This window comes from Stenotrophomonas sp. LGBM10 (assembly GCF_046736075.1).
Classification (GTDB): Bacteria; Pseudomonadota; Gammaproteobacteria; order Xanthomonadales; family Xanthomonadaceae; genus Stenotrophomonas.
In genome coordinates this window covers 1,543,937-1,570,505 of record NZ_CP177163.1, presented here as the reverse complement: position 1 = coordinate 1,570,505, position 26,569 = coordinate 1,543,937, and the positions used below count along the sequence as shown (strand labels likewise).

Sequence of the window (26,569 nt, the reverse complement as noted above, 5' to 3'; positions counted from 1 at the left end):
TCGGCAGCTGAAAAAAAAGACCGGCGGAAGCCGGTCTTTTTTTGTGCCGACCAGCGGTCGGCACCTGCCGGTGGGCGCGCGTTAGAGCGAGCGGCTGATGGTGAAGCTGCCGAACACCGGCGCTTCCTTCTGGCCGTCGAACTCGCGGGTGCTGTGGTAGCGGGCGAGGGCGAATTTCCAGCGGCCACGCATGACCGCCAGGCCGTAGCCGAGCTGGCCTACAACGTGGCGCTTGTCCACGCTGTGGCTGTTGCGGAACGTATTGCCATCCAGCGTGATGTCGCGGATCACCCAGGCCACATCGCTGGTGCCGAACAGGTGCCAGGACCAGCCGCTGGGCTTGCCGCCGCGGGTGGGGGCGGTGTTCTCGCCGGCCGGGCGCAGCGGCGTGCTGCCGAAGTCGTCGGGGAGCTTCCAGCCGAAGCGCACCTCGGCACCGCCGTTGAGGTGCGTGGCCAGGTTGCCCACGGCGCCGCCGTAGTGGCTGATGGCATCCCACCCCCAGCCGCCGGCGTTCAGGCTGGCATCGCCGGGCCAGCGGCGCATGCGCTCGTGGGTCAGCATGAATACCGGTTCGTTGTGCAGCTGGTTGTCCCAGCCCTGGAACTTCTCGTCGCCGAGCAGCTCGTGGACCGCGTTCTGCACCTGTTCGCCCTGCGCCCACGGGCCGACCACGCCCAGCGAGAGCTGCGTGGTCTGCAGGCGGTCGCCACGGCGCGCGTTGTACCCGAAGCTGGCGATCAGCACGCCGGCATAGGGGCGGTCGTCCTCGATCAGGTCCTTCCGGGTGAAATCGGTCGGGGTGAAGATGCCCTGGGCCAGGCTGAAGATCATGTTCTGCTGTTCGAACTCGCCGGGGTGCAGCGATTCGAGGTGCTGGTTGACCCAGCGCGCCATGCGCGGCAGGCAGGGGTCGTCGGTGTAGTCGACCAGGTTGGGCGAGACCAGGGTCAGCTGCGCACCGTTGGTGTATCCCTGGTCCTGGTCCTTGCCGCCGAACAGATCGTTGTCGACGCGGAAGTTCACCTGCGGCGGATGCTCGCGCATCGCGTCGGGGCCGCACGCGGGGGCGGCATGGGCGGCGAAGGAGAGGGTGGAGGCCAGAAGGCCGGACATGGCGAGTGCTGCGGCGTTGCGCTTGGGGTTCACGGGCATGGGGAAGCGGCTTCTTTCTGTCGTCTTTTGCGGCATACGGTACAGCCAGAGGTAGGCCGGATCGACTACGCCACCGTCACTGGTCTGTTTCGAAACGCAGGGTGTCCCGCCAGCGGCCGTGCCTGCGGCCGCCACCCGCGGCGCTGCGGCCATTGGCGGCGTCGGTGAGTCAGCTCCCGTTGTGGTTGGGAGGCCTTTGCCATATTCTCCCGCGTGGCGTCTGGGGACGCCGTCAAGGATTTCGAGTCTGCGCAGGCAGGCTTCTCTCAACCCATGGATCGCGCTTGGCCTTCAACGGGAGCGCTGGATGACACAGATGATCAAATCGCATTCGCTCGCCCATCTGCTGGCCTACGCCACGCTGGGCGCAGGGCTGATGGCCCTCAGCACCCCGGCATCGGCCGGCCTGCGTGACGCTTTCGGCAGCCGTGCCTCGGCCCAGGAACAGAGCAAGGCCGGCCAGGCCGAGATTCCGGTCTGCACCAAGCCCCTCGGTACGATCGCGGTGATCGAGCCGGAGGACGTGGTCAACTGGTGGAGCGGCGAGCAGCTGCCGGCCCCGTCCCGCCTGATCAAGGTGTTCGTCAGCAAGTCCAAGTGCTTCACGCTGGTGGATCGTGGCGTGGGCCTGGCCGCCTCCCAGGCCGAGCGCGCCCTGGCCGCCGAAGGTGAGCTGCGCGGCCGCTCCAACATCGGCAAGGGCCAGATGCGGGCGGCCGACTACGTGCTGATTCCCGACCTGATCTCGCAGAACAGCGATGCGGGCGGCAGTGCCATCGGCGGCCTGATCAGTGGCCTGGTGGGAAGCAAGGCGGGCTCGGTGGCCAGTGGCCTCAACCTGCGCAGCAAGACCGCCAATGTGACCTTGAGCCTGACCGACGTGCGCTCCTCCGAACAGGTGGCCGTGGTCGAAGGCAATTCCAAGAAGACCGACCTGAGCTGGGGTGCCCGCGGCAGCCTGTTCGGCGGCGGTGGCCTGGGCGGCATGGGCGTGGGTGGCTATGCCAACACCGAAATCGGCCAGGTGATCACGCTGGCCTACCTGCAGGCGTACACCAACATGGTGGCCGAGCTCGGCGGCCTGTCCGGCAACCCGGCGGCCTCCAATGTCAGCCAGGCTGTGACCATGCTCAAGCCGGGCCGTCTGCTGGCCAATGCCAAGGGCACCGGCGCGGCCGTGCGCTCGCTGGAGCCGGGCATGCTGCTGTATCCCACCGGCAACAAGGAGGGCGCCATGTGGGAAGTGGAAGATGAAATGGGCAACAAGGGCTGGGTCAACGCCACCCTGATGGAACTGGCCCGTTGATCCGGCCGGGAGGTGGCGGCCGGTTGGCCGTCACCTTCCATTGCATTCACGCAGCCTCTTGGGTTTGGTGCCCTGCGACCCGATAATGGGCGCATGGAGATCAAGTCTGACAACCCCGACCACGGCTTCCAGTTCCCCGGCCAGTTCGAACTCAGCGCCATGGGCGCGGCTGGCAAGGAGCTGGAACGCGAACTGCCGCGCCTGCTTGAGCTGGCCGGTCTTGAAGTACTGACCGAGCGGGTCAGCTGGAAGCACTCGTCCAACGGCAAGTATGTGTCGGTGCGGCTGGTGTTCAAGGCCGACAACCGCGAGCAGTACGACGCCGCCCACACCGCCCTGCGCGATCACCCGGAAGTGAAGTGGACGCTGTAGGCGCCTGCTCCACCGCGACGGCGCCGGGGACCCGGCCGGCGCAGCCGGCATGGGTCCGCGACCTCGGCCGCCAGCCCTACGCACCGGTCTGGCACGCAATGCAGCGTTTCACCGATGCACGCACCGACGACACCCCCGACGAGCTCTGGGTGGTCGAGCACGACCCGGTGTTCACGCTGGGTCAGGCCGGCAAGGACGAGCACGTGCTGGCCCCCGGCGACATCCCGGTGCTGCACGTGGATCGCGGCGGCCAGGTGACCTACCACGGTCCCGGCCAGCTGGTGGTGTACCCGCTGCTGCAGCTGCGGCGGCTGGGCATCGGCGTGCGCGACTACGTCTGCCGGATCGAGCAGGCGATCATCGACACGCTGGACGAATGGAATATCGGCGCTGAACGCCTGGACGGCGCGCCGGGTGTCTATGTGGGCGGTGCCAAAGTGGCCGCGCTGGGCATCCGGGTCCGCCGTGGCTGCACATTCCACGGGCTGTCCTTCAACGTGGCGATGGACCTGGAGCCGTTCCGCCGCATCAACCCCTGCGGCTATCAAGGGCTGCAGGTGACCTCGGTGATAGACTTGGGGGGACCGTCCGGCATGGCGGCCGTCACGCCGGTGCTGCTGGGCCATCTGGCCCGCCAGTTCGGCCTGGACCTCCAGCCCGCCACCGAATTGCCCGATCTGACAGACGCGGCCTGAACGCCGCCGACCAAGGCCATGACTGAAACCACCGCTCGCATCATTCCCCTGCAGGTCGTGCAGGGCGACACGCCGTCCGCCGCGCCGTTGCAGGCCGGGGTCAAACAGCTGGGCGGTGACAAGATCGGCCGCTCGCCGGTGCAGTTCGCCGATGCACCGGTGCTGCGCAAGCCATCGTGGATCCGCGTACGGATTCCGTCGGGCAACGCCGTGCAGACGCTGAAGGCCAAGCTGCGCGAGAACCGTCTGGTGACGGTCTGCGAGGAGGCGAGCTGCCCGAACATCCACGAGTGCTTCAGCCACGGCACGGCAACGTTCATGATCCTGGGCGAAGTCTGCACGCGCCGCTGCTCGTTCTGCGACGTGGCCCACGGCCGGCCGAAGCCGCCGGATGCCAATGAGCCGGCCAGCCTGGCGCAGACGGTCGCGGACATGGGCCTGAAGTATGTGGTGGTGACCAGCGTGGACCGCGACGACCTGCGCGACGGCGGTGCCCAGCACTTCGCCGACTGCATCGGCGCGATCCGGGCCACATCGCCGAACACCCGGATCGAGGTGCTGACCCCGGACTTCCGCGGCAAGGGCCGCATGGAGCGGGCGCTCGACATCCTGGCCACCAATCCGCCGGATGTGTTCAACCACAACATCGAAACGGTGCCGGACCTGTATCGCAACGTGCGCCCGGGTGCGGACTACCAGTGGTCGCTGACGCTGCTGAAGAACTTCAAGGCGCAGCATCCGTCGATCGCAACCAAGTCCGGCATCATGCTGGGCCTGGGCGAGGACCTGGACCAGGTGCGCGCCACGATGCGCGATCTGCGTGCCCACGACGTGGACATGATCACCATCGGCCAGTACCTGCAGCCGACCGCGCACCACCACCCGGTGCTGCGCTACTGGACCCCGGAGGACTACAAGGCGCTGGAGGTCTACGGCTACGAGCTGGGCTTCAGCCACGTGGCATCCGGCCCGATGGTGCGTTCGTCCTACCACGCCGACGTGCAGGCCAAGGGCGCCGGCGTCGCCTGACCGCCGACGCCGAGCAGTGCTTCGATTGCCGACGGCGCGACGCCTCCCGGCCATTGGCTGGCCGGGGACGGCCGGCCCGGATCAGGACACCCCGTGAACCCATCCCTGGCGGCTTGATCGTGGCCTCCAGGCCGCCATCGGTGCTGCCAGGGGCCAACCGCTCCGGCCGCCAGAGTGTGCCGCCGCGGACCAGACGCGCCATTCACAATTTGCTACAGGGCCCGGTTTAGGCTGGAAATCCCTGTTGCGCCGGGTGGATGACAAACCCCGCAACTTTCGGCACTGTCGTGTGGTCTGATCCGCACGCAGTCTTCTCCTTGGCAAGGTGCCACGAGCTCGTCCATGAAATTCAAAGCCCCCGCATTCCTGTTGGCCCTGGCGCTCACCGCGCCGCTGGCGCTGGCTGCATACGCCGATTCGCCGGCGCTGCCGTCGGCGGCCACCGCCGACCAGGCGACCACCTCCAAGCTGGTCTACGGACTGTTGTCCGACAGCCGCTACGCCTATCGGCCGCGCGCGCTGGATGAGGCCACCTCCAAGGACGTGTTCAAGCGCTATCTGGAAGCGCTGGATGGCAGCAAGCAGTTCTTCACCCAGGCCGACGTCACGCGCTTCGCGCCGTTCGAGGCGAACATCGCCACGGCGATCCGCGGGGGCGAGCTGGAGCCGGCGTTCCAGGTGTTTGCCGTGTACAAGCAGCGCGTCGGCGAACGCGTGGCGTATGCGCGCAAGCTGCTCAAGCAGGATTTCGACTTCAGCACCCAGGACCGCTTCGAGTACGACCGCAAGGACGTGCCGTGGGCGGCCAGCGATGCCGAGCTGGACGAGCTGTGGCGCAAGTCGGTCAAGAACGACTGGCTGCGCTTGAAGCTGGCCGGCAAACCGACCGCCGAGATCCGCAAGACGCTGGACAAGCGCTACGCCACGCTGGAAAAGTCGGTCAATGAGTTGAAGGGCGAGGACGTGTTCCAGTTCTTCCTCAATTCCTATACCAGTGCGGTTGATCCGCACACCGATTACTTCACCCCGCGCACGGCCGAGAACTTCAACCAGGCGATGTCGCTGTCGCTGGAAGGCATCGGCGCGCAGCTGCAGCGCCAGGACGACATGGTGGTGATCCGCGAGATCATCGCCGGCGGTCCGGCTGCAGTGAACGGCACGCTCAAGCCGGGCGACCGCATCGTCGGTGTCGGCCAGGGCAAGTCCGGTCCGCTGGAAGATGTGATCGGCTGGCGCATCGATGATGTGGTGGCCAAGATCCGCGGCAAGAAGGACACCCAGGTGCGCCTGGAGTTCATCCCGGCCGAAGAGGGCGTGGACGGCAAGCACCACACGCTGGTGCTGACCCGCCAGAAGGTCCGCCTGGCCGAGCAGGCCGCCAAGGGCGAGACCCTGACCATTCCCGGCAAGGATGGCGAGCCGGCGCGCAAGGTTGGCGTGATCAAGCTGCCCACCTTCTACCAGGACTTCGAAGGCCGCCGCCGCAACGCCGCCGACTACGCGTCGGCCACCCGCGACGTGGCCAAGCTGCTGGCCGGCTTCAAGGCCGACAAGCTCGATGGCGTGGTGCTGGACCTGCGCAACAACGGTGGCGGCTCGCTGGATGAGGCGATCGAACTGACCGGCCTGTTCATCGAGCAGGGCCCGGTGGTGCAGGTGCGCGAATCCGGCGGCCGCGTCACCGTCAACAGCGACCGCAGCGCAGCGGTGGCCTGGGACGGTCCGCTGGCGGTGCTGATCAACCGTGGCTCGGCCTCGGCGTCGGAAATCTTCGCGGGCGCCATCCAGGACTACGGTCGTGGCCTGGTGATCGGCGAGACCACGTTCGGCAAGGGCACGGTGCAGAACATCGTGGACCTGGACCGCTGGCCGAGCGGGGAAACCCAGCGCTTCGGGCAGGTCAAGCTCACCATCGCGCAGTTCTTCCGTGTCAGCGGCAGCAGCACCCAGCACAAGGGTGTGGTTCCGGATCTGGCCTTCCCGGCCAGCGTGGATGCGAGCGAGTACGGCGAGAGCACCTACGACAACGCGCTGCCGTGGACCCGCATCGCTGCGGTGCCGCACACCCAGTACGGCAACTTCGGCCCGCTGCTGCCCAAGCTGGAAACCCGCCATGCCGCGCGCATCGCCGTGGACAAGGAATTCCAGTGGTGGAACGAGGACGTGGCGCAGTTCCGCGCCGAGGCTGCCAAGAAGTACGTGTCGCTCAATGAAGGCGAGCGCCGTGCCGAACGCGAGAAGCAGGACGCCCAGCGCAAGCAGCGCCAGGCGATCCGCAAGGAACTGGGCCTGGACCTGGATCCGTTGGCCGACGACAGCAACGATGACGGTCTGACCGGCAACGAGCGCGACATCGTCAAGGATGCCGCGCGCGAGAAGGCTGCCGAGAAGCGTCCGGACCCGCTGCTGCGCGAATCGGCCTCGATCCTTGCCGACGCGGTGAACCTGCTGGAAGCCGACCGCCCGCTGTCGGCGCAGGTACTGCCGCAGTCCACCGCGGCGGGCCGCTGGGCCGACTGACGGCGAAAGGCGCCCGTAAAGGCCGATCGTAGAGCCGACCGTAGAGCCGACTTCTAGTCGGCTGCTCTCCGGCCCGGCACCGATAACCCCAAACACCCCGCGCGCCGTGCGCGCAAGCCGACCAACGGTCGGCTCTACCAAGGCGCAAGCCGACCAGAGGTCGGCTCTACGAGGGCGCCAGCCGACCAGAGGTCGGCTCTACGAGGGGCAAGCCGACCAACGGTCGGCTCTACCCGGGTGGTTGCGCCGGTGAACGGGGGCGCAATGCGGGGGCTCCTGCGTGCGGTGTAAACCCGGCGCTTACGCGGGCAGGACTATGCTGGGCGGAGTCTGATCCTGCAGGAGCGTCCATGCGGCTGTATCTCGCACTTCCGGCCGGCCTGCTCGCCGCGTCCGTCCTGACCGCCTGCGGTGGCCGCGCCGCCGACAGCACCCTGATCCGCGAATCCTTCGATTCCGGAGATACCTATTCGCGCAGCGTGCCCGGCGACGCGGCACATGCCTGCGAAGCGGCGCGCCGTACATTGCTCAGCCAGGGCTATGCCATCGCCCGGGCCGACAGCGATGCGGTGGAAGGCAACAAGAACTTCCAGCCGCGCGAAGACGAACACGAGCAACTGGTGCTGCGGATTTCCTGCGCGCCGCGCGGCGACCAGGCGCTGGTGTTCGTCAGTGCCGTGCAGGACCGCTACGCCCTGAAAAAGAGCCCCACCTCGGCCAGCGTTGGCGTTGGTGCGATCGGTTCGGTGTCGCTGCCGTTCGGAAGCAACGACGACTCGCTGGTGAAGGTGGCCAGCAGCACGGTGCAGGACGCCGGTTTCTACAAGCGCTTCTTCGACCGCCTGCAGCAGTACCTGCCCGCAGCAGCGGCCGCACCGCCGCCGGCGCCGGTCGAGCCGGTACCGGCGCCCCGTCCTGCCGCACCGCCGCCTCCCGAACCGGCGCCATCGCCGGTGCCGGCCACAGAGACCCCGGCGGACGCGGGCTGAGCAGGCGCGTCGGGTGAACGTTCGACTGCCCAGCCCGTGGATGCCGCGGGCCGCGTTGCTGATGGGCCTGTTGGGGCCTGCGCTGGCGTCCGGCGCGTCCGACGGCTGTACGCAGGGGCTGCTGACCGGACTGGGGTGGCGCATCGAGGTGGCCGACATCGCCGCTCCCCTTGTCCACGGTGGGCCGGTCTGCGAGCGGGCCGATCTGGCCCAGGCGCAGGCCGCCGGCGACCTGCGCGTGCAGCTGCCCGCGCGCTGGAACGAGGCCGAGCGCAGCGGCTTCCTGCACGGCCTGTTCGACGACCCCGCCACGGTCTGCGCCTATGCGTTTGTGCTGGGCCAGGCGACCCGCCGGGCCACGAGCCGGCTTGAGGCCAACGACGGCTTCCGCTTCTCCGCGCTGCAGCTGGGCTGGATCGGTTTCGGCGCGCGCGGCGCGCAGGCGCAGGGTTGGGAGGGGGTTCGCAGCTTCGGCCGCGGCTACCAGCCGGCCGCGGGCAACAGCGCGGCGCTGCAGGCGTTCTACAGCGGCCGCGTACGCGCCGAATGCGGGGTAGGGCGCCAGGTCGCACAGCTGGCCACCCAGCGCGAGCTGTACGGGGATGCCGCCTTCGATGCGGAGTTCGCTCCGGGCGAGCTGTCGATCGGTACATTCCTCACCCTGCACGACACCGACAGCATCCTGCTCGGCCGCCACGCCGGCCGTTTCCTTGCCGACGGCAAGGCCCGCCTGACTGCGCAGCGCGGCCGCCAGGCGTTCGTCGGCGCACCCGGCTTCATCGAGCATGTGTTCGACCGCCAGTACCTGGACGACATCAACAACCAGGCCGAAAACTTCGTGGTGGTGGATGTCGGCGAGGCGGCGGCGCGCGCGCTGCGCGAGCACGGCGGTTTCGCCCACTACGACGCGGTCAACCGGCGCATCTGGGCGCTGGCCACGCAGCTGCCCGGCCCCGGTCCACGCCGCTTCGAGCGGCTGCTGGTCGAGCGCGATCCGATCGCGCGCCGCGAGGTGCCGGACGACAAGCGCGCGCTGCTGGCTGAACTGGACGCCCTGCTGGACGATCCGTTCTACCGGGAGTTCCTGATTTATGTGCACCCACGCGGTATACGTCCCATCGGGTATCACGTGGCCCGCCTGCTCGACCGCAACCCGCGTACGCCGTTCGCGATCGAGCTGGGGCTGCACAATCTGCATACCACGCTGTACCGGCGCTGGATCGACGCACGCTTGCGGCAGTGCGCGGCCGGCGCACCGGCTTCCCTCACGAATTCGCAAGCTGAGCAAAGGTGATTGATGGACATTGCAATGATTGGACTGGGGCGCATGGGCGCCAACATGGCCGAGCGGCTGCATCGCGGCGGGCACCGCGTGATCGGCGTGGACCCGGGTGAGGGCGCGCGCGCCAGCGCGGCTGCGCGCGGTTTCGAGGTCAGCGCGTCGGTGGCCGATGCGCTAGCCGCGCTGCCGGTTCCGCGCGTGGTGTGGCTGATGGTGCCTGCCGGCGAAGTGGTGGACCAGACCTTGGCCGCGCTCGCCCCGCACCTGGCCGAAGGTGACGTGGTCATCGACGGCGGCAACTCGTACTACAAGGATTCCATGCGGCGCGCCACGCAGCTGCTGGCCGACGATGTGACCTACGTGGACTGCGGCACCAGCGGTGGCGTGTGGGGCCTGCAGGAAGGCTACAGCCTGATGATCGGCGGCGATGCTGCCGCAGTGGAGCGCATCGGCGCGATCTTCCGCACGCTGGCGCCGGCGGCTGACCGCGGCTGGGCGCATGTGGGGCCGAGCGGCGCCGGCCATTTCTGCAAGATGGTCCACAACGGCATCGAGTACGGAATGATGCAGGCCTACGCCGAAGGTTTCGCGTTGATGCAGCACAAGACCGACTTCAACCTGGACCTGGCCGAGGTCGCCAGGGCGTGGCAGCACGGCAGCGTGGTGCGTTCGTGGCTGCTGGACCTGAGTGCCGATGCGCTGGGCCGCAACCCGCAGCTGGACGGCATTGCGCCCTACGTGGAGGACTCCGGTGAAGGCCGCTGGACGGTGGCCGAGGCGATCGACCTGGACGTGCCCGCGCCGGTGATCACGCTGTCGCTGCTGGAACGCCTGCGTTCGCGCGAGAAGAACTCCTTCAGCGATCGCCTGCTGGCGGCGATGCGCAACGAGTTCGGTGGCCACGCGATCCACCCCAAGGGCTGAGCCGGCGGCTCAGTCCAGGGCGATGCGCCTGCCGCTGGCCGCGCTGCGCTGGCCGGCATCCAGCAGGCGCATCACCTGCAGCACCTGCGCAGCGCTGACCGGTGGCTCGCCGTGGCCCTGCATCGCATCCCGGAAGGCGGCGTAGCAGGCGCGGTAGTCGCCCGCCACGTTGTCCACGCTGCTGCGGTGTGGCTGCCCATCGGCATCGACCACCACGCGGTGCCCGTGCACCGGGTCGATGCCCCAGCCGGGTGCACCCGGCGCGATGCCGCGGCGGAGCTGGTCTTCCTGCACATCGCGCCCCTCCTTGAGCCAACTGCCGGCGCTGCCATGCACGGCGAAGCGCAGCGTGCTGGCCGCCACCAGCGAGCCGGCGTGCAGGATCGCGCGGTGCCGCGGGTACTGCAGCACCGCGTGGAAGTAATCGTCGCTGCGTGCGTGCACGCGCTGGGCCAGCAGATCCACGCTGATCGCCTGCGGCCAGCCGAACAGCTGCAGCATCTGGTCGAGCAGGTGCGGGCCCAGGTCCATCCACAGTCCGGCGCCGGGGCCATCGCCTTCGCGCCAGCGTTCGCGCACCTGCGGCCGGTAGCGGTCGAAGTGCGAATGACATTCGGCAACCTCGCCCAGATGGCCATCGGCCAACTGCTGGCGCAGGGTCAGAAAGTCGGCGTCGTAGCGGCGGTTGTGGAAGACGGTGATCACGCGCTCGGCAACGCCGGCCGCGTGCAGCATCGATTCGGCCTCGGCCACCGACAGTGCGAACGGCTTGTCCACCAATACGTGTTTGCCGGCGGCCAGCGCCGCGTGGGCCAGGCTGGCGTGGGTGTCGTTGGGCGTGGCGATCACCACCGCATCGACGGCGGGATCGTCGAAGAGCTGCTGCGGATCGGCGCAGATGCGCACATCGGTGAACTCGCGCAGCAGGCGGTCGCGCTGCGAACTGGCGATGCCGTGCAGTACCAGTCCGGGGGTGTGCCGGATCAACGGTGCATGGAACACGCGACCGGCCAGCCCGTAGCCGATCAACGCGACATTCAACCCGGTCGCCATGCCGCACTCCACGAAACGGGGGGGAATGCAGAGGGTACCGGCTGCGCGCGACGCACGGAAATCTGAACGGTGGTGCAGGAAGCTGAGCGGTTCACGGCAGCGTTATGCCGCAGCGACGTCCTGCACACGGCCCTGCACCGACACTGGGGTCACTAACCCGCAGGAGACATCCGAGATGACCCTTACTACCCGTAATCTGCTTGCTGCTTCGCTGGCCTTCGGTATGGTGCTGGGCGCGTCCTCGGTCATGGCCAAGACCCCGCCCAAGAGCACCGACGCGGCAGCGATGACCCATGCCGATACCCATGACTCCGCCGAACCGGTGACCGACAGCTGGATCACCACCAAGGTCAAGACCGACCTGCTCACCAGCAAGAACGTGCCGGGCACCGAAGTGAAGGTGGAGACGGTCAACGGCGTGGTGACCCTGAGCGGCACCGTCGCCAGCCAGGCCGAGCATGACAAGGCCGTCCGCGTGACCCAGGGCATCAAGGGCGTCAAGCGCGTCGATGCCAGCGCGCTGAAGGTGGCCGCTGCCCGCTAAGCGGTCCGCACATCGTCGCACCCGAGGGGCGCGCCATCTGGCGCGCCCTTTTTTACGCGTTCATCAAACCGGCCCCGTCGCCGTATTCACACATGGGGTGGGGTATATTGGCCATTCCGCCACCGCAGGTGTGGCGCGCTTGACGGCCTGCCGCGGGTGCGCATGGCCGGTCACGGCACAGTGAGCTGACGAGGGACTATGGCACTGGTTTTCAGTGATGAAATCTGGGATCGCTGGCGTTTGCCGGCACTGGGACTGGCCGCTATCGCCATCATCGTGGTGCCGTGGCTGACGCTGCGCAAGCTGGAGCAGGAAAACGCCAACGCGATGAAATGGGTGAGCCATACCCAGGAAGTGGGCGTGGCGCTGTACCAGCTGCAGGCCGACGTGCGCGATGTGGAATCGGCCGCGCTGACGATGTCCAAGGGCATCGATGCCCCCGGACTGCGCGAGCGCCTGGCCCAGGCCAACGACATTCCCACGCGGCTGTCCAAGCTGGCGGTGCTGATCCAGGACAACCCCGACCAGCTGGTGCGCATCGGGCGCATCGAGTCGATGCTGGAGCGACGCATGGAGCTGGCCAAGCAGCTGGCGCGCTCCTCGCCCACATCCGACCAGCGCCAGCTGGTGCAGGACATGACCACCCGCTACCCGATCCGCAACCTGGTCGAGGAGCTGCAGACGCACGAGGAACGTCTGCTCGCCCAACGCACCGAGACCCTCGCCAGGCAGCAGCGGCAGAGCGACATCGTGTCGTGGAGTGCGCTGGTCGTGCAGCTGCTGCTGCTGGGGCTGGTGCTGTGGCTGCTGCACCGGCAGATCGGCCACCGTGTCAGCGCCGAACGGCAGTCGCTGCGCTCGGCGGCGCGCGCGGCCTCGGTGCTGCACACCGTGCGTGAACCGATCGTGCTGCTGGACCGCCAGCTGCGCGTACAGATGCACAACCCCGCGTTCGCCGAGCTGTACGGCCTGGATGAGGCCGATTCGCCCGACGGCATGGCGCTGGACAGCGTTGGCGATGGGGCGTGGAAAGATGCGGTGGTGCGCCAGCGCCTGACCGACGTGCTGGTGCGTGGCCGCGAACTGTGGGACTACGAACACGAGCAGCGCACCGCCGACGACGTGTCGCGCACGATGCTGATCAACGCACGGCGCATGCCGCTGCCGGACAAGGACGACGAAGTCGTACTGATGACCGTCAGCGATGTCACCGTGCAGCGTGCCGTGCAGCAGCGCGTGGAAGAGCTGAACCGCCAGCTGGAAGGCAAGGTCGAGCAGGTCTCGGAGGTCAATCGCGAACTGGAAGCATTCAGCTATTCGGTCTCGCACGATCTGCGCGCGCCGCTGCGGCATGTGGCCGGCTTCTCCGACAAGCTCACCCGCCACCTGGGCGACCAGGCCGACGAGAAGAGCCAGCACTACCTCGGGGTCATTTCCAACTCGGCGCGGCGCATGGCCGCGCTGATCGACGACCTGCTGGTCTACTCGCGGCTGGGCCGGGCGGCGATGCGCCTGCAGGCGGTGGACATGCAGTCGCTGGTGGCCGATACCCGCTCGATGCTGGACGCCAACCTGCAGAGCGAGTCCGAGGCCAGCGGCGTGTCGCGCCAGGTCGAGTGGTCGATCGCCCCGCTGCCGATCATCGTGTCCGACGAGAACATGATGCGGCAGGTCTGGCTGAACCTGTTGGGCAACGCAATCAAGTATTCTTCCACCCGGGATCCGGCGCGGATCGAGATCGACTACAAGTTGCAGCCTGATGGCAGCCACCTGTTCTCGGTACGCGATAATGGCGCCGGTTTCGACATGGCCTACGCCGGCAAGCTGTTCGGGGTATTCCAGCGGCTCCACAAGGCCAGCGACTACCCCGGTACGGGCATTGGCCTGGCCAGTGTGCGCCGCGTGCTGACCCGGCACGGCGGCCGCATCTGGGCCGAGTCGGTGGTCGACCAGGGCGCCACGTTCCACTTCCTGCTTCCTCCTGCACTCGACGCAATCAACAAGGGCTCTGCCGCATGACCGCTCTCCGAACCATCCTCCTCGCCGAGGACAGCCCCGCCGACGCCGAGATGGCTGTCGACGCGCTGAAAGAAGCCCGTCTGGCCAATCCGATCGTGCACGTCGAAGACGGCGTGGAAGCGATGGATTACCTGCTGCGTCGCGGCGCCTTCGCCAACCGCGAAGAAGGCCTGCCGGCGGTACTGCTGCTGGACATCAAAATGCCGCGCATGGACGGCCTGGAAGTGCTGCGCGAAATCCGCAACACCGACGAGCTCAAGCGCCTGCCGGTGGTGATCCTGTCGTCCTCGCGCGAGGAAAGCGATCTGGCGCGCAGCTGGGACATGGGCGTGAACGCCTATGTCGTCAAGCCGGTGGACGTGGACCAGTTCTTCGGTGCGGTGCAGACCCTGGGCAAGTTCTGGGCCGTCATCAACCAGGCTCCGGAACTCGAGTAATCCCATGCCGCTGACCGGCCCTGCGTTGGGTGCACTGCGAGTCCTGCTGGTCGAGGACTCGCCGGAAGACGCTGAACTGATGTGCGAGCAGATGCTCGATGCGGGCCTTGAGGCCGGCTTCGAGCGGGTCGAGAGCGCCGATGAACTGCGCGAGGCGCTGGAGCGCTTCCTGCCGGACATCGTCCTCTCGGACCTGAGCATGCCCGGCTTCTCCGGCAACGAGGCGCTGCAGATCGTGCGCGCCGCCAGCCCGGACGTGCCGTTCATCTTCGTGTCCGGCACGATGGGTGAGGAAAACGCGGTGGCCGCCCTGCACCAGGGCGCCAACGACTACATCATCAAGCACCAGCCGGCGCGACTGCCGTCGGCGGTGGCACGGGCCGTGCGCGAGGCGCGCAGCGCCATCGAGCGCCAGCGCGTGGAAGCCGAGCTGATGCGCGCCCAGCGGCTGGAAAGCCTGTCGCTGCTCGCAGCTGGCCTCAGCCATGACCTGCGCAACATCCTGCAGCCGCTGCTGATCATGCCGGACCTGCTCAAGGCGCGTACCGAAGATCCGCAGCTGCACCACCTGGCCGACGTGATCGCCGAGTGCGGCCGACGCGGCCATGAGATGGCCGAGTCGATGCTGTCGTTCGTGCGCGGCTCGCGCAAGCCGAGCGAGCACATCTGCATTGCCCACCTGTTCGAGGCGGTCGAACTGCTGCTGCGCAGCAACCTGCCCGACAAGGTGACCCTGCAGCTGGACGTGGCCGAGGAAGGCCTGGCGGTGGATGCCAACTACACCGAACTGCAGCAGGTGCTGCTGAACCTGTCGTTGAACGCGATCCAGGCCATGCCCAGTGGCGGCCGCCTGACCCTGCGCGCGGCAGCGGACGCGGGCGCGGACGGGCAGGGCGAGGATTGGCTGCGCATCTCGGTGACCGACGAAGGCACCGGCATGGACGCCGAGACGCTGTCGCACCTGTTCAATCCGTTCTTCACCACCAAGGCCAACGGTACCGGCCTGGGCCTGATTTCGTGCAAGCGCATCATCGAAGGCGTGCATGGCAGCATCCATGTGCACAGCGTGCCCGGCGAAGGCACCCGCTTCGATCTGCTGCTGCCCATGCAGGAGCTGGCGGTGCCGCACGAGGCCATCGACGGGCCGATCGCCGCCGGTGCCGGCCAGTCGATCCTGGTGGTCGACGGCGAGGCCACGCGCCTGTCGCTGCTCGGCAACGCGCTGTCCAGCCAGGGCTACCACCTGCAGCTGGCGTCCGACGGTGCGGCTGCGCTGCGCTGGATGCAGCAGGAAGCGATGCCGGCGCTGGTGATCGCCGATGCCGGCTCCAAGCTGCTCTCGGCCAGCCATCTGCTCGGCGAGATGGCCTCGCTGGGCTACCGTGGGCCGGCGCTGGTGCTGGAAGAGGCCGACGTGACCGTGCCGCTGGCGGTGTTCCCGCCGGCCATCAACGTGCACGTGCTGCGCAAGCCGCTGGAAATGCAGCAGGTGTTCCGCTCGGTCGCCGAGGCGTTGGAAACCGCGTAAGGGGGGTACCGACCAGTGGTCGGTACCTGCCCTCAGTGTTCCCAGGGAAATGCCGGCAGGCTGGCGACGGCCTGTTCGAGCTTGTGCGACCAGCTGCCGTGGATCTCCGCGTACAACGGCGAATCGCCGGCCAGCCGCATGCGCTGGCTGATGCGCAGGTCGCCGTCGCGGATCAGCACCAGGTCCATCGGCAGGCCCACCGACAGGTTGGAGCGGATGGTTGAATCCAGCGACACGATCGCGGTGCGTGCCGCATCTTCCAGGCGGGTCTGCGGGCGCAGGATGCGGTCCAGGATCGGCTTGCCGTACTTGGATTCGCCGATCTGCAGGAACGGGGTTTCCGGCGACGCCGCGATGGCGTTGCCCAGCGGGTAGATCATGTACAGGCCCGGGTGCTCGCCGGCGATCTGTCCGCCCAGGATCAGGGTGGCCTGGGTGACGATGCCATCGTGGCTGGCGTCCTGGGTGGTGGCCTTGACCTGGCTGTCGACCAGGATGCGGCCGACATACTCGGCCACCTCGAACAGGTGCCGGTACGCACGCAGGTTCTCCGCGCGCTGCTCCTCCACGTCGCGGCGCAGCCGCGAGATCAGCAGCTGGGTGGTCGCCAGGTTGCCGGCGGCCATGATCACGAACGCCGCTTGCCCCGGAAACTCGAACTCGTGCAGCTTGCGGTGGACGCGGACATCGTCCAGCGAGGCGTTGGTGCGGGTATCGGCGGCGAAGACCAGGCCTTCGTCCACCTCGATGCCGACGCAATAGGTCATGTCGGTGTCCTATGATGTGCACCCCGATTCTATGCGGTGGCCGTGACGGCACCATGTGGATTCGCCCCACGCACGCTGAATACCATGACCACTGCGCTCCTGAGCCTGGGCAGCAACCTGCAGCCGCAACAGCATCTTCACGCCGCGGTGGAGGCCCTGCGCGCGCGCTTCGGCGACATCCGCGTCTCCCCGGCCTACCGGACGGCCGCCGTCGGCTTCGACGGCCCGGCGTTCCTCAACAACGCGGTGGCGATCGAGACCGACCTGCCGCTGGACGCGCTGGACGCCTGGCTGCACGCGCTGGAAGACGCCCACGGCCGCGACCGCAGCGGCCCACGCTTCAGCGACCGGACCCTGGACATCGACGTGGTGTTCTATGGCAACCTGATCGTGGAAGGCCCCGGCCACCTGCGCATCCCGCGCCCCGAGCTCAAGCATGCCTTCGTGCTCAAGCCGCTGGCCGACATCGCCCCGGACTTCATCGACCCGGTCAGCGGGCTGGACCTCGCCACGCTGTGGCGGGCACACGGGCAGCACCAAGACCGCTTCGAGCAAGTAGCCCTGTAGTGCCGGCCGCTGGCCGGCTCCACATGACCGTTGGGTTTTGCCTGGAGCCGGCCAGCGGCCGGCACTACGCGTTGGTGGGGCACACAGACAGCAACGACCGCGTCGAGCTGTAGTGCCGGCCGCTGGCCGGCTCCTCATGACGCTGGGTGTGTTGCCTGGAGCCGGCCAGCGGCCGGCACTACATTCAGGTTAGCTGGCGGCCGCCATCCACGCGCAGGGTGTGGCCGGTGATGAACGGGGCGTCGCTGACCAGCCAGTACACGGCCTCGGCGATCTCCTCCACGGTGCCGGTTCGGGCCAGTGGCGTGCGGGCCAGCAGCGCCTGCTGCGCGAAATCGTCCTTGCCCTGCTCGGGCCAGAGGATCGCGCCGGGCGCCACCGCGTTGACCCGCACCTTGGGCGCCAGCTCCAGCGCCAGCGACCGGGTGACCATCTCCAGTGCGGCCTTGGCCGCGCTGTAGACCGGGTGGTCGCGCATCGGCTGGGTGCCGTGCAGATCGGTCAGGTTGACGATGCAGCCCTGGTGCCGGCGCAGCTGCGGCGCGGCCGCCTGCGCGAGCAGCAGCGGCGCGCGTGCGTTGACCGCGAACAGGTCGTCCCAGTGCTCGGCGGTGATCTGGCCTAGCAGGGTGGGGTAGAAGTTGGAGGCGTTGTTGACCAGCGCGTCCAGCCGCCCGAACTGCGCCACGGTCTGCTCGACCAGGTCGGGCAGGGCCTGCGCGTCGCGCAGGTCGGCCTGCAGCGCCAGCACGCTGCCGGGACGCAGCATGTCCAGGTCGAAGGCCATCTGCTGCAGTTCGGCGGTGGAGGTATGCGCGTGCAGCACCACCGACCAGCCACAGGCATGGAAGTGGCGGGCGATGGCCGCGCCGATCCGGCGCGCGCTGCCGGTGATCAGCGCCACGGGCGCGGTGTCGGTCATCGGGGGTAACTCCCTGCTCGGCTATGCTGTGCATTGTCACCGCAATCGCCCGCGCCATGCATTCCCCACTGCCCCTTCCCGAGTCCGATGCCCTGGCCCACAGCGAGGAGCTGGCCGCTGCCCTGCGCGCGGAAATCCTCGCCAATGGCGGCGCCATGCCGTTCGCCCGCTTCATGGAGCTGAGCCTGTATGCCCCCGGGTGGGGCTATTACAGCGCCGGCGCCAGCAAGTTCGGCAGCGCCGGCGATTTCACCACCTCGCCGGAGATCGGCGCACTGTTCGCCGCCACCGTGGCCAACGCAGTCGCCCCGGTGATGCAGCAGCTCGGCCCGCAGGCGCGATTCCTGGAACTGGGCGGCGGCAGCGGCGCGTTCGCCGAGATCCTGCTCAAGCGCATGCTGGAGCTGGATGCGCTGCCGGACCGCTACGCGATCCTGGAACCCAGCGCGGACCTGCGCGAACGCCAGCGCGAGCGCCTGGAGAAGGCGCTGGTGCCGCCGCTGTTCGCCCTGGTCGAGTGGCTCGACGGTCCGTTCGACGACGACTGGGATGGCATGGTGTTCGCCAACGAGGTGATCGACGCGCTGCCCACGCCGCGCTTCCTGGCCAAGGACGGGATGATCTACGAGGAAACCGTGGAACTGGACGCGCAGGGCGCCTTCGTGCGCGGTGCGCAGCCGGCCGACGCGCTGCTCGGCGCGGCGGTACGGCATGTGGAGGCCTACCGCGAACGGCCGTTCGCCGACGGTTACCGGTCCGAGCTGCTGCCGCAGCTGCCGTACTGGATCCAGGCGGTGGCCGGGGGCCTCAAGCGCGGCGCGATGCTGTTCGTCGACTACGGCTACCCGCGCAACGAGTTCTACCAGGACGAGCGCGACGATGGCACGATGCGCGCGTTCTACCGCCACCACGTGCACAACGATGTGTACCGTTGGCCCGGCCTGCAGGACCTCACCGCGTCGGTGGATTTCACCGCGCTGGCCGAGGCCGGTACCGGCGCCGGCTTCGACCTGGCCGGCTACTGCACGCAGGCCAGCTTCCTGCTCGGCAACGGACTGGATGGGCTGCTGGAGAAGGCCGAGGCGCGCACCGACGAGATCGGCCGCGTGCGCCTGCGCGACCAGGTCAAGAAGCTCACCCTGCCCACTGAAATGGGCGAGCGCTTCCAGGTCATGGGCTTCCAGCGCGACGTGACATTCGATGCCGCGTTCCTGCTCGGCGATCTGACCTGGCGGTTGTGAGGTGACGGGCACGGGCATGTTGAAGCCGCTGCGCTGGCCACGGGTGTGGCTGGCGCTGTGGTGGCTGGCGATCCTGGTCACCATCACCGTGTGCCTGATCCCGCCGCCGCCACTGGCGCTGCCGGAGAACAGCGACAAGGTGGAACACTTCCTGGCCTATTTCCTGCTGGCCGCAGCGGCCGTGCAGATCTACCGGCCGCGCGCGCCCCTGGGTTGGGCGGCGGTGGGTCTGGTTGGCCTGGGCATCGGCATCGAAGTCGCGCAGGGCGCGTTGACCACCGACCGCATGGCCGACCCGATGGATGCGCTGGCCAACAGTGTCGGCGTGTTGGCCGGCATGGCGCTCGCGTTCACTCCGCTGCGCGATCTGCTGGTGCGCCTGCGCGGGTAAGCGCGGTGGTGCCGGCCGCTGGCCGGCTCCTCATGCGTCCAACTCAGCTCGGTAGTGCCGGCCGCTGGCCGGCTCCTCATGCGTCCGACCCAGCTCGGTAGTGCCGGCCGCTGGCCGGCTCATCATGCGTCCAACATCACCTGGTTGCCGGCCAGCGGCCGGCACTACCAACAGCTGCCGGCCGGCATGACCGTCGGTCAGAGGCCGGCACGACCTGCGCTGTTTCCCCTACTTCGGCAGCAGAGTCAGTTCGTCCAGCACCCACATCGTCGGACGGGTGTCGCCGGTAAAGCGCACGCACAGGTTCTGCGTGCCCTTCAGCGAACGCGGCAGCGCGGCCTCCAGGGTGATGAAACCGTCCTTGCCCGGTGCGGCCGGCAGCGGTACGGTCGCCAGCGGGGTGCCATCGCACTGGCCGTTGAGGATGTCCATCTCGCCGTGCGCGCTGCGTGCAGGGCTGAATTTCCGCTGCGGTTCGTCGTGGGCGAGCTGGAAGTAGTACGGAATCTGGCCGGCACGCACACGCAGGCGCGCGATGCCGTCCAGGTCCGCGTCCTGCCAGAACCAGCACGGATTGAAGATGTTGACGTTGAAGATCGCGCGCGTGCCATCGGCCGGGCCGTCGTCCTCCAGGCGCAGCAGCAGCTTGCCTTCGCCCGGGCACAGGGCCAGGTGCTCATCGGTGCGGCTGAGCAGCGAGGCGGCCGTGATGTCGAAGCGGCTCGCCGCACGGGCCAGGGCCTTGCCGTCGAAGAAGGCGGCTGCCTGCAGCGCGACCGGCAGCGGCTGCTGCAGGGGCGTGCTGTAGCGCGGCGACTGCGGCGTGACCGCGCTGCCGTCGGTGCTGTAGCGGATCTCGTAGCCCAGTGGGGTGCGCAGCGCGAGCGTGGCGGTGCCCGCCTTGCGGTCGTCGCGGGTGTCCAGCTCCACCTCGAACGGGGTCTGCGCGTAGGCAATCCCCATCGCCTGCCAGCGTTGCAGCTGGGTCGGCAGACGTGCGAGGAAGTCACCGTAGTCGCGACGATCGCGCGGTGACCAGCCGGTTTCGGCGACGGCGGCCAGGCGTGGGAACAGGTTGTGCTGCAGGCGCGCGTAGCTGCGCGTGTGCTCGGTGAACATGTTGGCCTGCAGGCCCAGGATGTGCTGATGCTTGTCGCGCGCCAGCGCATCGGGCACCGGCTCGAAGCCGTATACGCGCGCCAGCGGCGTGGTCAGCGGGCGGCCCGGCGGTTCGTTGTCCGAGGTGGTCTGCAGGTAATCCATGTACATGTCGGTGACCGGCGACATGACCACGTCATGGCCCTCGCTGGCCGCCTTCAGGCCACCCTCGGTGCCGCGCCACGACATCACCGTCGCCTCGGGCGGCAGGCCGCCTTCGAGGATCTCGTCCCAGCCGATCAGGCGGCGGTCGTGCTGCTCCAGGTACTTCTCCAGGCGCTTGATCAGGTGGCTCTGCATGTCCATTTCATTGCCCGCGCCAAGCTCGCGCATGCGCGCCTGCACGCGCGCGGACGCTTCCCACTGGTCCTTGACCGCTTCATCGCCACCCACATGCACGTAGCGGGCCGGGAACAGGGCGATCACTTCCTCCAGCACGTTCTCCAGGAACTGGAAGGTGCTTTCCTCGGTGTTGAACAGGTTCGGGAACACGCCCCATTCGCTCAACGGCGTGAGCGGGGTATCCAGCGTGCCCAGTTCGGGATAGGCGGCGATCGCGGCGGTGGCGTGGCCAGGCACGTCGATCTCCGGAATCACCTGGATGTGGCGCGCGGCCGCATAGGCGATGACCTCGCGGATCTGGTCCTGGGTGTAGAAGCCGCAGTACGGGCGCGGTGCGCCGGTGGCCGGGTCGCGGCCACCATCGCCGGCAGGAATGCGGCAACTGCCGACGTCGGTCAGCTTCGGGTAGCGCTTGATCTCCATGCGCCAGCCCTGGTCATCGGTGAGATGCCAGTGGAAGGTATTGAGCTTCTGTTCGGCCATCGCGTCGAGCACGCGCTTGATCTCGTCCAGGCTCTGGAAGTGGCGTGCCGAATCGAGCATCAGCCCGCGCCAGCTGAATCGTGGGGCGTCGTCGATGCGCAGCGCCGGCACGGTGCCGCCATCGCCGCTGGTGGCCAGCTGGGACAGGGTTGCCGCACCGTAGAACAGGCCTGCCTCGGCGGCGGCCTGCACGGTCACCCCGTCGCTGCCGGCACGCAGCTGATACCCCTCCGCACCGGTCTTGAGCGCCTTGTCCAGCACGAACCGCACGCCGCCCTTGCCGCGGCCGGCCTGCACCTGCAACGCCGGGCCACCGCTGTCGCGCAGCAGGGTGGTGAACTGTGCCGCGACGCGCCGTGCGGCATCGCCATCGGCATGGACCACCGTGGTGGCGGAGACGGTGTAGCCTGCGCCGTCGAGACGATCAACCCTGGCCGGCACGGGAATCAACGGCAGCGAACCGGGCAGGGCGCGCGGGCCATCCGGCGCCTGGGCATCGGCGGCATGGGCCAGCGGTGCGAGGGAAACGGCCAGTGCGAAGGTCAGCAGCGACAGCGAGGTACGACGGGTGCGGGTGTGCATCGGGTCATTCCTTTGTAGCGGATCGGGTCCACCTGTAAAAACGGGCCCGGAGGTCCGGGCCCGTCGTTCAGGCTATCAGCAGGGTGCGGCGTGGATCAGTACTTGAAGCGGAAGTTGAGGTAATACTGGCGGCCGTTGCTGTAGAACGAGGTCGGGATCGCCGAGCTCTGGTAGTACTTGTAGGTCGGGTTGTTGAGGTTCAGCGCATCGAAGCTGACGCTCAGCCAGTCGGTCGCCTTGTAGCTCAGCGAGGCCGACAGCGTGCCGAACGCATCCTGGTAGTACGGATTGGCGCCGGACAGGCTGATCAGGAACTCCGACCGGTAGGTGTAGCTCAGGCGCGCACCGAAGGTGTCGTTCTCGAAGTAGGCACCGACGTTGTAGGTGTTCTTCGAGGTACCCAGCAGGTTGTTGGTGCCATCGGCCCAGGTGTGCGAGGAGCTGCCATCGGCGTAGGTGTAGTTGGCATTGACGCCGAAGTACTCGCCGATCGGCTGTTCGTACACCAGTTCCAGGCCGCTGACCTTGCCATCGGCATTGATCGGTGCGGATACCTGGTAGGCCTCAAGCTGATGGGTCAGCTCGCTGAACAGCATCTGGGTCTGCACGTCGAAGGCGATGTAGTCCTTCATGTTCATCGAGAACACGCCGGCCGACAGCAGGCCGCGCGGCATGAAGTACCACTCCAGGTTGGCGTCCAGGTTGGTCGACACCGTCGGCTTCAGCTTCGGGTTGCCGCCGCCGCCGGTCTTGTTCAGATCCGAACCCCACGACGAGGCGCCCAGGGCCGAGTAGTCCGGCAGGGTCTGCGTCTGCGAGGCGGCGAAGCGGAACACCAGGTCTTCGGCCAGGTCGAACTTCAGGTTGGCGCTCGGCAGCACGCGGCTGTGCTTGTTCTCGAAGGCCTGCGCCTTCCACATGCCGAACAGGCTGCGCACATCGGCATTGGCCACGTCCTGCACGGCCAGGTAGGTGTCGATGTCCTGCTTGATGTTCACGTAGCGCAGGCCGAAGTTGCCGGCCCAGCGATCGCCGCTCAGGTTGGCCTGCACGTAGGCGCCGAAGTTCTTCTCGGCGACCTTCCACTCGGCGCCGTAGTTGTGGCGACCGTCGGGACCGTCGTTGTTGGCCAGCCAGGTGGAGTTGTTGAGGATCGCGTCCTTCAGCGCATCCGGGGTGAAGTACCACAGGTTGCGCGGGAAGGTACCGCCGATGTCCTTGGCAAAGCCGCCCGGATAGTTGGCGGTGGCGCCGTTCTGCAGCGCGGCCCAGATGTTGCCCGGGGTGGCGCCTTCCGGCGACATCGCTTCACGCTTGTGGTCGGCATAGCGCACGCCGAAGTCGATCGAGCTCAGGGCGCCGCTGGTGAAGTACTGGCTGAAGTCGAGGTTGACCCAGTCTTCCTTGTCTTCGGCGGTGACTTCCTGGTTGCCCCAGGTGCCGAAGCTGGTGACGCCGCTCGGACTGATGTCGCCACCGACGTTCCAATCGATCGGCGAGCTGTTGCCGTGCGTGCTCCAGCTGGCGCCGCCGCCGTTGGCTGCGGTGACTTCGGCGATGAACTGGCGCGGGGTCGAACCGGTGCCCTTGGTGGTGCCGACCTGGAACTTGGAGTTCAGGTTGTCGTTGATCTGCCAGTCCGCGTCGAAGGTGACGTAGTTGGTCTTGGCGGTGGCTTCGCGGTAGATCATGTCGTACACCGCGTAATCGGTGCCCGGACGACCGGTGTAGGTGGCGTTGGTCAGCACGCCATCCTTGATGGTGTAGCCCGCGTCCGGCGCCTGCGACTTGGCGAAGCTGTTGCCGAACATCATGAAGTTGCGGTTGTAGTTGTTGGCCTCCATCTTCGAGCTGAACCCGCTCAGGGCCAGGGTCAGATCGTCGGACGGCTTGAACTCCACCGTGACCAGGCCGCCCTTGCGCTCGCGGGTCTGCTCGAACAGGGTCGAACCCAGCAGGCCGGGGACGTTGACGCCGATCAGGTCCGGGTTGGTTGCGGCGACCGGATCGGTGGCGGCGATCTTGAAGAAGCCGCCCGGGATTTCCTGCGCTTCGCGGCGCAGCTCACGCTTCTGGTAGAAGCCCTGCAGCAGGACGCCGAAGCGGCCGTCGTCGCTCTTGTAGTTGAACAGGGCCGACAGCTGCGGATCGGTCGAATCGGCCTGGTCCGAATTCACCGCACCCACCGAGGCTTCGGCGGTGAACTTGTTGGCGAAGCCGAGCGGGGTGCGGGTGACGATGTTGACGGTACCGGTGGTGCCGCCGTCCTGCAGCTTGGCCTGCGAGGACTTGTTCACTTCCACCGAGCTGACCAGCTCGGACGGCAGCAGCGAGTAGCTGACGCTGCGGCCGACGTTGTTGCCCTGGCTGAGCACGAACCAGTCGGCCGAGGCCACGGTGTGGCCGTTGATCAGGGTCTGGGTCAGGCTCGGGCTGGTGCCGCGCAGGCTGACGCGGTCGGCTTCGTCGAAGCCGCCTTCATCGGCGCTGGACGAGCTGATGTTGACGCCCGGCAGCCGCTGCAGGGTATCGGCGACGTTGTGTGCCGGCAGCTTGCCCACGTCTTCGGCGGTGACCACTTCCAGGCGCGCGTTGGCTTCGCGCTTGGTGTCCAGCGATTTCTCCATCGAGCCGCGGATACCCGTGACCTGCACGGTATCCAGGTCGGTGGCGGTCGGGGCGGAAGCAGGGGCCTGCTGCGCGTGGGCGCTGAAGGCAAGGCAGCTGACGATCGCTGCAGAAAGCAGGGTCTTGCGGGTGTTCATGATGTCTCTCCTCATCACTCGATGGTTGCCGGCTGCGGCGGTCGTTTTGCGGTTGCGTTGGCCTGCGCGGGTGTAGAGCCTCCCGGGCGGTGTCGTGCCACGTAGTGCGTGCTGCGTTTTCGGTACGGTGATCGATGCTGCGAAACGGATCAGGCGTCCTGACGGCCCAGGTACCAGCTGGCGGCGCCGATGACGCCCAGCTGCCCGTGCTCGACCACCTTCACGGGAATGCGTTCCAGCGCTTCGCGCATCGGCCCCTTGTTGAGGTAGCGCTCGACGAAACTGCTGTTCAACAGAAACTCGCGGATCTGCGGCAGGATGCCGCCGGCCAGATACACCCCGCCGGTGACGCCGTACTGCAGGGCCATGTCGCCGATGGTGCTGCCGAGCAGGCCGCAGAACACGTCCAGCGCCTGGCGGGCCTGTGCGTCCTGGTCGGCCATCGCCGCGGCGGTGATCGCATCCGGGCTGCCCAGCGTTGGCACCTGGCCGTTGATCGCGCACAGCGCGCGGTACAGGTTCATCAGGCCAGGGCCGGACAGCGCCTGCTCGACCGATACGTGCGAACGGTCGCGCAGCATCTGCCGCACGATCGCCATTTCCAGTTCGGTGGTGGTGGCCAGGGTCGGCTGGCCGGCTTCGGTGGCCAGCACCACGGCTCCGTGCGGGGTGGGGATCCACACCGCAGCGCCGAGCCCGGTGCCGGGGCCGACCACCAGGGTCGGGCCGCGCGGCGCGGTGGCCGGGCCGGTCAGCTGCAGCACGCCGCTGGCATCGACCTGCGCGGCTGCGTAGGCCACCGCTTCGAAGTCGTTGACGATATAGACCTGGTCCAGGCCGACCTCGCGTTCGATCTGCCGGGCCGACAGCGGCCACGGCACATTGGCGGTGATCACCGTGCCGTCGTCGCGGGCATAGCCGGCGGTCGCCACCACGCAGTGGGCCGGACGCGGGCTGTCGGCCAGGAAGTCGGCCAGGATCGCGCTCAGCCCGGGATAGTCGGCATTGCGGAACTTGCGGTATTCCAGCAGCTGCACCGGATGGGCCGGATCGGGGCCGGCCTGGACCCGGGCCACCCGCACATGCGTCCCGCCCACGTCGGCGGCCAGGAACGGCGGCAGCGCCGGGGAGGCGGCATGAGCCTGGACAGAGTGGGCAGCTGCGGTCACACGGACTCCCTTGGGTGCGCACGGCCAGGCTGGTGCCCGGCGATTGAGGCGGAGTCTGTAATCGTTCTGACAACGATGTCAACGATAACCTCACACTTTCGATGGTGCGCTGCAACGGGCGGTTGCGCGGGAAAACGTTTTCAACGCACTGCCGTCATGTTTTCGCAAACTCCCTGAAAACCGGGGGCCTGCGCCGGCCCTGCTGGCGCGGCACGGTGGTTTGCGCAGGTGCAGCATGGCGATATGACAGCCAGATGGCGCAGCAAGTTGTTGACAAAGACAGCGGGCGCGTCGAATAAATGTGACAACGTTGTTCCCAGCCACTCTTC

General features: G+C 67.9%; 22 protein-coding genes. 15 read left to right on the top strand and 7 right to left on the bottom strand.

Annotated elements, in window-relative coordinates; translation table 11 throughout:
- Positions 1-81: 81 nt before the first annotated feature.
- Positions 82-1,155, bottom strand: a complete 1,074-nt coding sequence (locus tag ACLB90_RS06610; protein ID WP_411852180.1) for a lipid A deacylase LpxR family protein — start codon at positions 1,153-1,155, stop codon at positions 82-84.
- Between the two features lie 316 nt (positions 1,156-1,471).
- Between ACLB90_RS06610 and ACLB90_RS06605 the strand changes: the two genes are divergently transcribed.
- The 8 genes from ACLB90_RS06605 to gnd all read left to right on the top strand — a co-directional run bounded on the left by ACLB90_RS06605 (position 1,472) and on the right by gnd (position 10,272).
- A complete protein-coding gene (locus tag ACLB90_RS06605; RefSeq protein ID WP_411852179.1) occupies positions 1,472-2,461 on the top strand; it encodes a CsgG/HfaB family protein in 990 nt (329 codons plus the stop codon).
- Positions 2,462-2,554: 93 nt separating this feature from the next.
- Positions 2,555-2,833: a DUF493 family protein gene (locus tag ACLB90_RS06600; RefSeq protein WP_017354322.1), complete on the top strand. Its 279-nt coding sequence runs from the start codon at positions 2,555-2,557 to the stop codon at positions 2,831-2,833.
- Complete coding sequence (lipB, locus tag ACLB90_RS06595) at positions 2,821-3,528, top strand: lipoyl(octanoyl) transferase LipB (protein ID WP_411852178.1); 708 nt, start codon at positions 2,821-2,823, stop codon at positions 3,526-3,528. Before ACLB90_RS06600 ends, lipB begins: the two co-directional genes overlap by 13 nt.
- Positions 3,529-3,546: 18 nt before the next feature.
- On the top strand, positions 3,547-4,557 hold the full coding sequence (gene lipA, locus ACLB90_RS06590; protein ID WP_136005127.1) for a lipoyl synthase: 1,011 nt from the start codon (positions 3,547-3,549) through the stop codon (positions 4,555-4,557).
- Positions 4,558-4,899: 342 nt separating this feature from the next.
- Entirely contained in the window at positions 4,900-7,077 is a 2,178-nt protein-coding gene (locus ACLB90_RS06585; RefSeq protein ID WP_411852177.1) for a carboxy terminal-processing peptidase, read from the top strand.
- Positions 7,078-7,427: 350 nt separating this feature from the next.
- Positions 7,428-8,066, top strand: a complete 639-nt coding sequence (locus ACLB90_RS06580) for a DUF2242 domain-containing protein (protein ID WP_411852176.1) — start codon at positions 7,428-7,430, stop codon at positions 8,064-8,066.
- Between the two features lie 40 nt (positions 8,067-8,106).
- Complete coding sequence (locus ACLB90_RS06575; protein ID WP_411852711.1) at positions 8,107-9,360, top strand: hypothetical protein; 1,254 nt, start codon at positions 8,107-8,109, stop codon at positions 9,358-9,360.
- 3 nt (positions 9,361-9,363) lie between these two features.
- Positions 9,364-10,272: a phosphogluconate dehydrogenase (NAD(+)-dependent, decarboxylating) gene (gnd, locus tag ACLB90_RS06570; RefSeq protein WP_411852175.1), complete on the top strand. Its 909-nt coding sequence runs from the start codon at positions 9,364-9,366 to the stop codon at positions 10,270-10,272.
- A gap of 9 nt (positions 10,273-10,281) precedes the next feature.
- On the opposite strand, the gene ACLB90_RS06565 is transcribed toward gnd, so the two are convergent.
- A complete protein-coding gene (locus ACLB90_RS06565) occupies positions 10,282-11,325 on the bottom strand; it encodes an oxidoreductase (RefSeq protein WP_411852174.1) in 1,044 nt (347 codons plus the stop codon).
- Between the two features lie 175 nt (positions 11,326-11,500).
- Between ACLB90_RS06565 and ACLB90_RS06560 the strand changes: the two genes are divergently transcribed.
- From ACLB90_RS06560 to ACLB90_RS06545, 4 genes are all read left to right on the top strand, one after another.
- Positions 11,501-11,869 (top strand): BON domain-containing protein, encoded by a 369-nt coding sequence (locus tag ACLB90_RS06560; RefSeq protein WP_411852173.1) that lies wholly within the window; start codon positions 11,501-11,503, stop codon positions 11,867-11,869.
- A 198-nt stretch (positions 11,870-12,067) separates the two neighbouring features.
- A complete protein-coding gene (locus tag ACLB90_RS06555; RefSeq protein WP_411852172.1) occupies positions 12,068-13,888 on the top strand; it encodes a sensor histidine kinase in 1,821 nt (606 codons plus the stop codon).
- Positions 13,885-14,325, top strand: coding sequence for a response regulator (locus ACLB90_RS06550; protein ID WP_017354409.1), 441 nt, complete (start codon positions 13,885-13,887; stop codon positions 14,323-14,325). Before ACLB90_RS06555 ends, ACLB90_RS06550 begins: the two co-directional genes overlap by 4 nt.
- A gap of 4 nt (positions 14,326-14,329) precedes the next feature.
- Complete coding sequence (locus ACLB90_RS06545; protein ID WP_411852171.1) at positions 14,330-15,853, top strand: ATP-binding protein; 1,524 nt, start codon at positions 14,330-14,332, stop codon at positions 15,851-15,853.
- Positions 15,854-15,885: 32 nt separating this feature from the next.
- On the opposite strand, the gene ACLB90_RS06540 is transcribed toward ACLB90_RS06545, so the two are convergent.
- Complete coding sequence (locus tag ACLB90_RS06540; protein ID WP_411852170.1) at positions 15,886-16,620, bottom strand: 20S proteasome subunit A/B; 735 nt, start codon at positions 16,618-16,620, stop codon at positions 15,886-15,888.
- 84 nt (positions 16,621-16,704) lie between these two features.
- Between ACLB90_RS06540 and folK the strand changes: the two genes are divergently transcribed.
- A complete protein-coding gene (gene folK / locus ACLB90_RS06535) occupies positions 16,705-17,187 on the top strand; it encodes a 2-amino-4-hydroxy-6-hydroxymethyldihydropteridine diphosphokinase (RefSeq protein ID WP_411852169.1) in 483 nt (160 codons plus the stop codon).
- A gap of 184 nt (positions 17,188-17,371) precedes the next feature.
- Here folK and ACLB90_RS06530 read toward each other — a convergent pair whose 3' ends face one another.
- A complete protein-coding gene (locus tag ACLB90_RS06530) occupies positions 17,372-18,109 on the bottom strand; it encodes a pteridine reductase (RefSeq protein ID WP_411852168.1) in 738 nt (245 codons plus the stop codon).
- Between the two features lie 56 nt (positions 18,110-18,165).
- On the opposite strand from ACLB90_RS06530, the gene ACLB90_RS06525 reads away from it, so the two are divergent.
- A complete protein-coding gene (locus tag ACLB90_RS06525) occupies positions 18,166-19,350 on the top strand; it encodes a class I SAM-dependent methyltransferase (RefSeq protein WP_411852167.1) in 1,185 nt (394 codons plus the stop codon).
- A gap of 16 nt (positions 19,351-19,366) precedes the next feature.
- Positions 19,367-19,741 carry a VanZ family protein gene (locus ACLB90_RS06520; RefSeq protein ID WP_411852166.1) on the top strand — a complete coding sequence of 125 codons (375 nt, stop codon included), beginning with the start codon at positions 19,367-19,369 and terminating at the stop codon, positions 19,739-19,741.
- A 228-nt stretch (positions 19,742-19,969) separates the two neighbouring features.
- Here ACLB90_RS06520 and ACLB90_RS06515 read toward each other — a convergent pair whose 3' ends face one another.
- The 3 genes from ACLB90_RS06515 to ACLB90_RS06505 all read right to left on the bottom strand — a co-directional run bounded on the left by ACLB90_RS06515 (position 19,970) and on the right by ACLB90_RS06505 (position 26,240).
- Positions 19,970-22,306 (bottom strand): family 20 glycosylhydrolase, encoded by a 2,337-nt coding sequence (locus tag ACLB90_RS06515; RefSeq protein ID WP_411852165.1) that lies wholly within the window; start codon positions 22,304-22,306, stop codon positions 19,970-19,972.
- 95 nt (positions 22,307-22,401) lie between these two features.
- Positions 22,402-25,071 carry a TonB-dependent receptor gene (locus ACLB90_RS06510; RefSeq protein WP_411852164.1) on the bottom strand — a complete coding sequence of 890 codons (2,670 nt, stop codon included), beginning with the start codon at positions 25,069-25,071 and terminating at the stop codon, positions 22,402-22,404.
- Between the two features lie 149 nt (positions 25,072-25,220).
- A complete protein-coding gene (locus ACLB90_RS06505; RefSeq protein WP_411852163.1) occupies positions 25,221-26,240 on the bottom strand; it encodes a glucokinase family protein in 1,020 nt (339 codons plus the stop codon).
- Between the last annotated feature and the right edge of the window lie 329 nt (positions 26,241-26,569).

Coding starts and splice junctions, on each gene's coding strand:
- ACLB90_RS06610 (WP_411852180.1), bottom strand. CDS start 1,155: ATGCCCGTGAACCCCAAGCGCAACGCCGCAGCACTCGCCATGTCCGGC.
- ACLB90_RS06605 (WP_411852179.1), top strand. CDS start 1,472: ATGATCAAATCGCATTCGCTCGCCCATCTGCTGGCCTACGCCACGCTG.
- ACLB90_RS06600 (WP_017354322.1), top strand. CDS start 2,555: ATGGAGATCAAGTCTGACAACCCCGACCACGGCTTCCAGTTCCCCGGC.
- lipA (WP_136005127.1), top strand. CDS start 3,547: ATGACTGAAACCACCGCTCGCATCATTCCCCTGCAGGTCGTGCAGGGC.
- ACLB90_RS06585 (WP_411852177.1), top strand. CDS start 4,900: ATGAAATTCAAAGCCCCCGCATTCCTGTTGGCCCTGGCGCTCACCGCG.
- ACLB90_RS06580 (WP_411852176.1), top strand. CDS start 7,428: ATGCGGCTGTATCTCGCACTTCCGGCCGGCCTGCTCGCCGCGTCCGTC.
- ACLB90_RS06575 (WP_411852711.1), top strand. CDS start 8,107: ATGCCGCGGGCCGCGTTGCTGATGGGCCTGTTGGGGCCTGCGCTGGCG.
- gnd (WP_411852175.1), top strand. CDS start 9,364: ATGGACATTGCAATGATTGGACTGGGGCGCATGGGCGCCAACATGGCC.
- ACLB90_RS06565 (WP_411852174.1), bottom strand. CDS start 11,325: ATGGCGACCGGGTTGAATGTCGCGTTGATCGGCTACGGGCTGGCCGGT.
- ACLB90_RS06560 (WP_411852173.1), top strand. CDS start 11,501: ATGACCCTTACTACCCGTAATCTGCTTGCTGCTTCGCTGGCCTTCGGT.
- ACLB90_RS06555 (WP_411852172.1), top strand. CDS start 12,068: ATGGCACTGGTTTTCAGTGATGAAATCTGGGATCGCTGGCGTTTGCCG.
- ACLB90_RS06550 (WP_017354409.1), top strand. CDS start 13,885: ATGACCGCTCTCCGAACCATCCTCCTCGCCGAGGACAGCCCCGCCGAC.
- ACLB90_RS06545 (WP_411852171.1), top strand. CDS start 14,330: ATGCCGCTGACCGGCCCTGCGTTGGGTGCACTGCGAGTCCTGCTGGTC.
- ACLB90_RS06540 (WP_411852170.1), bottom strand. CDS start 16,620: ATGACCTATTGCGTCGGCATCGAGGTGGACGAAGGCCTGGTCTTCGCC.
- folK (WP_411852169.1), top strand. CDS start 16,705: ATGACCACTGCGCTCCTGAGCCTGGGCAGCAACCTGCAGCCGCAACAG.
- ACLB90_RS06530 (WP_411852168.1), bottom strand. CDS start 18,109: ATGACCGACACCGCGCCCGTGGCGCTGATCACCGGCAGCGCGCGCCGG.
- ACLB90_RS06525 (WP_411852167.1), top strand. CDS start 18,166: ATGCATTCCCCACTGCCCCTTCCCGAGTCCGATGCCCTGGCCCACAGC.
- ACLB90_RS06520 (WP_411852166.1), top strand. CDS start 19,367: ATGTTGAAGCCGCTGCGCTGGCCACGGGTGTGGCTGGCGCTGTGGTGG.
- ACLB90_RS06515 (WP_411852165.1), bottom strand. CDS start 22,306: ATGCACACCCGCACCCGTCGTACCTCGCTGTCGCTGCTGACCTTCGCA.
- ACLB90_RS06510 (WP_411852164.1), bottom strand. CDS start 25,071: ATGAACACCCGCAAGACCCTGCTTTCTGCAGCGATCGTCAGCTGCCTT.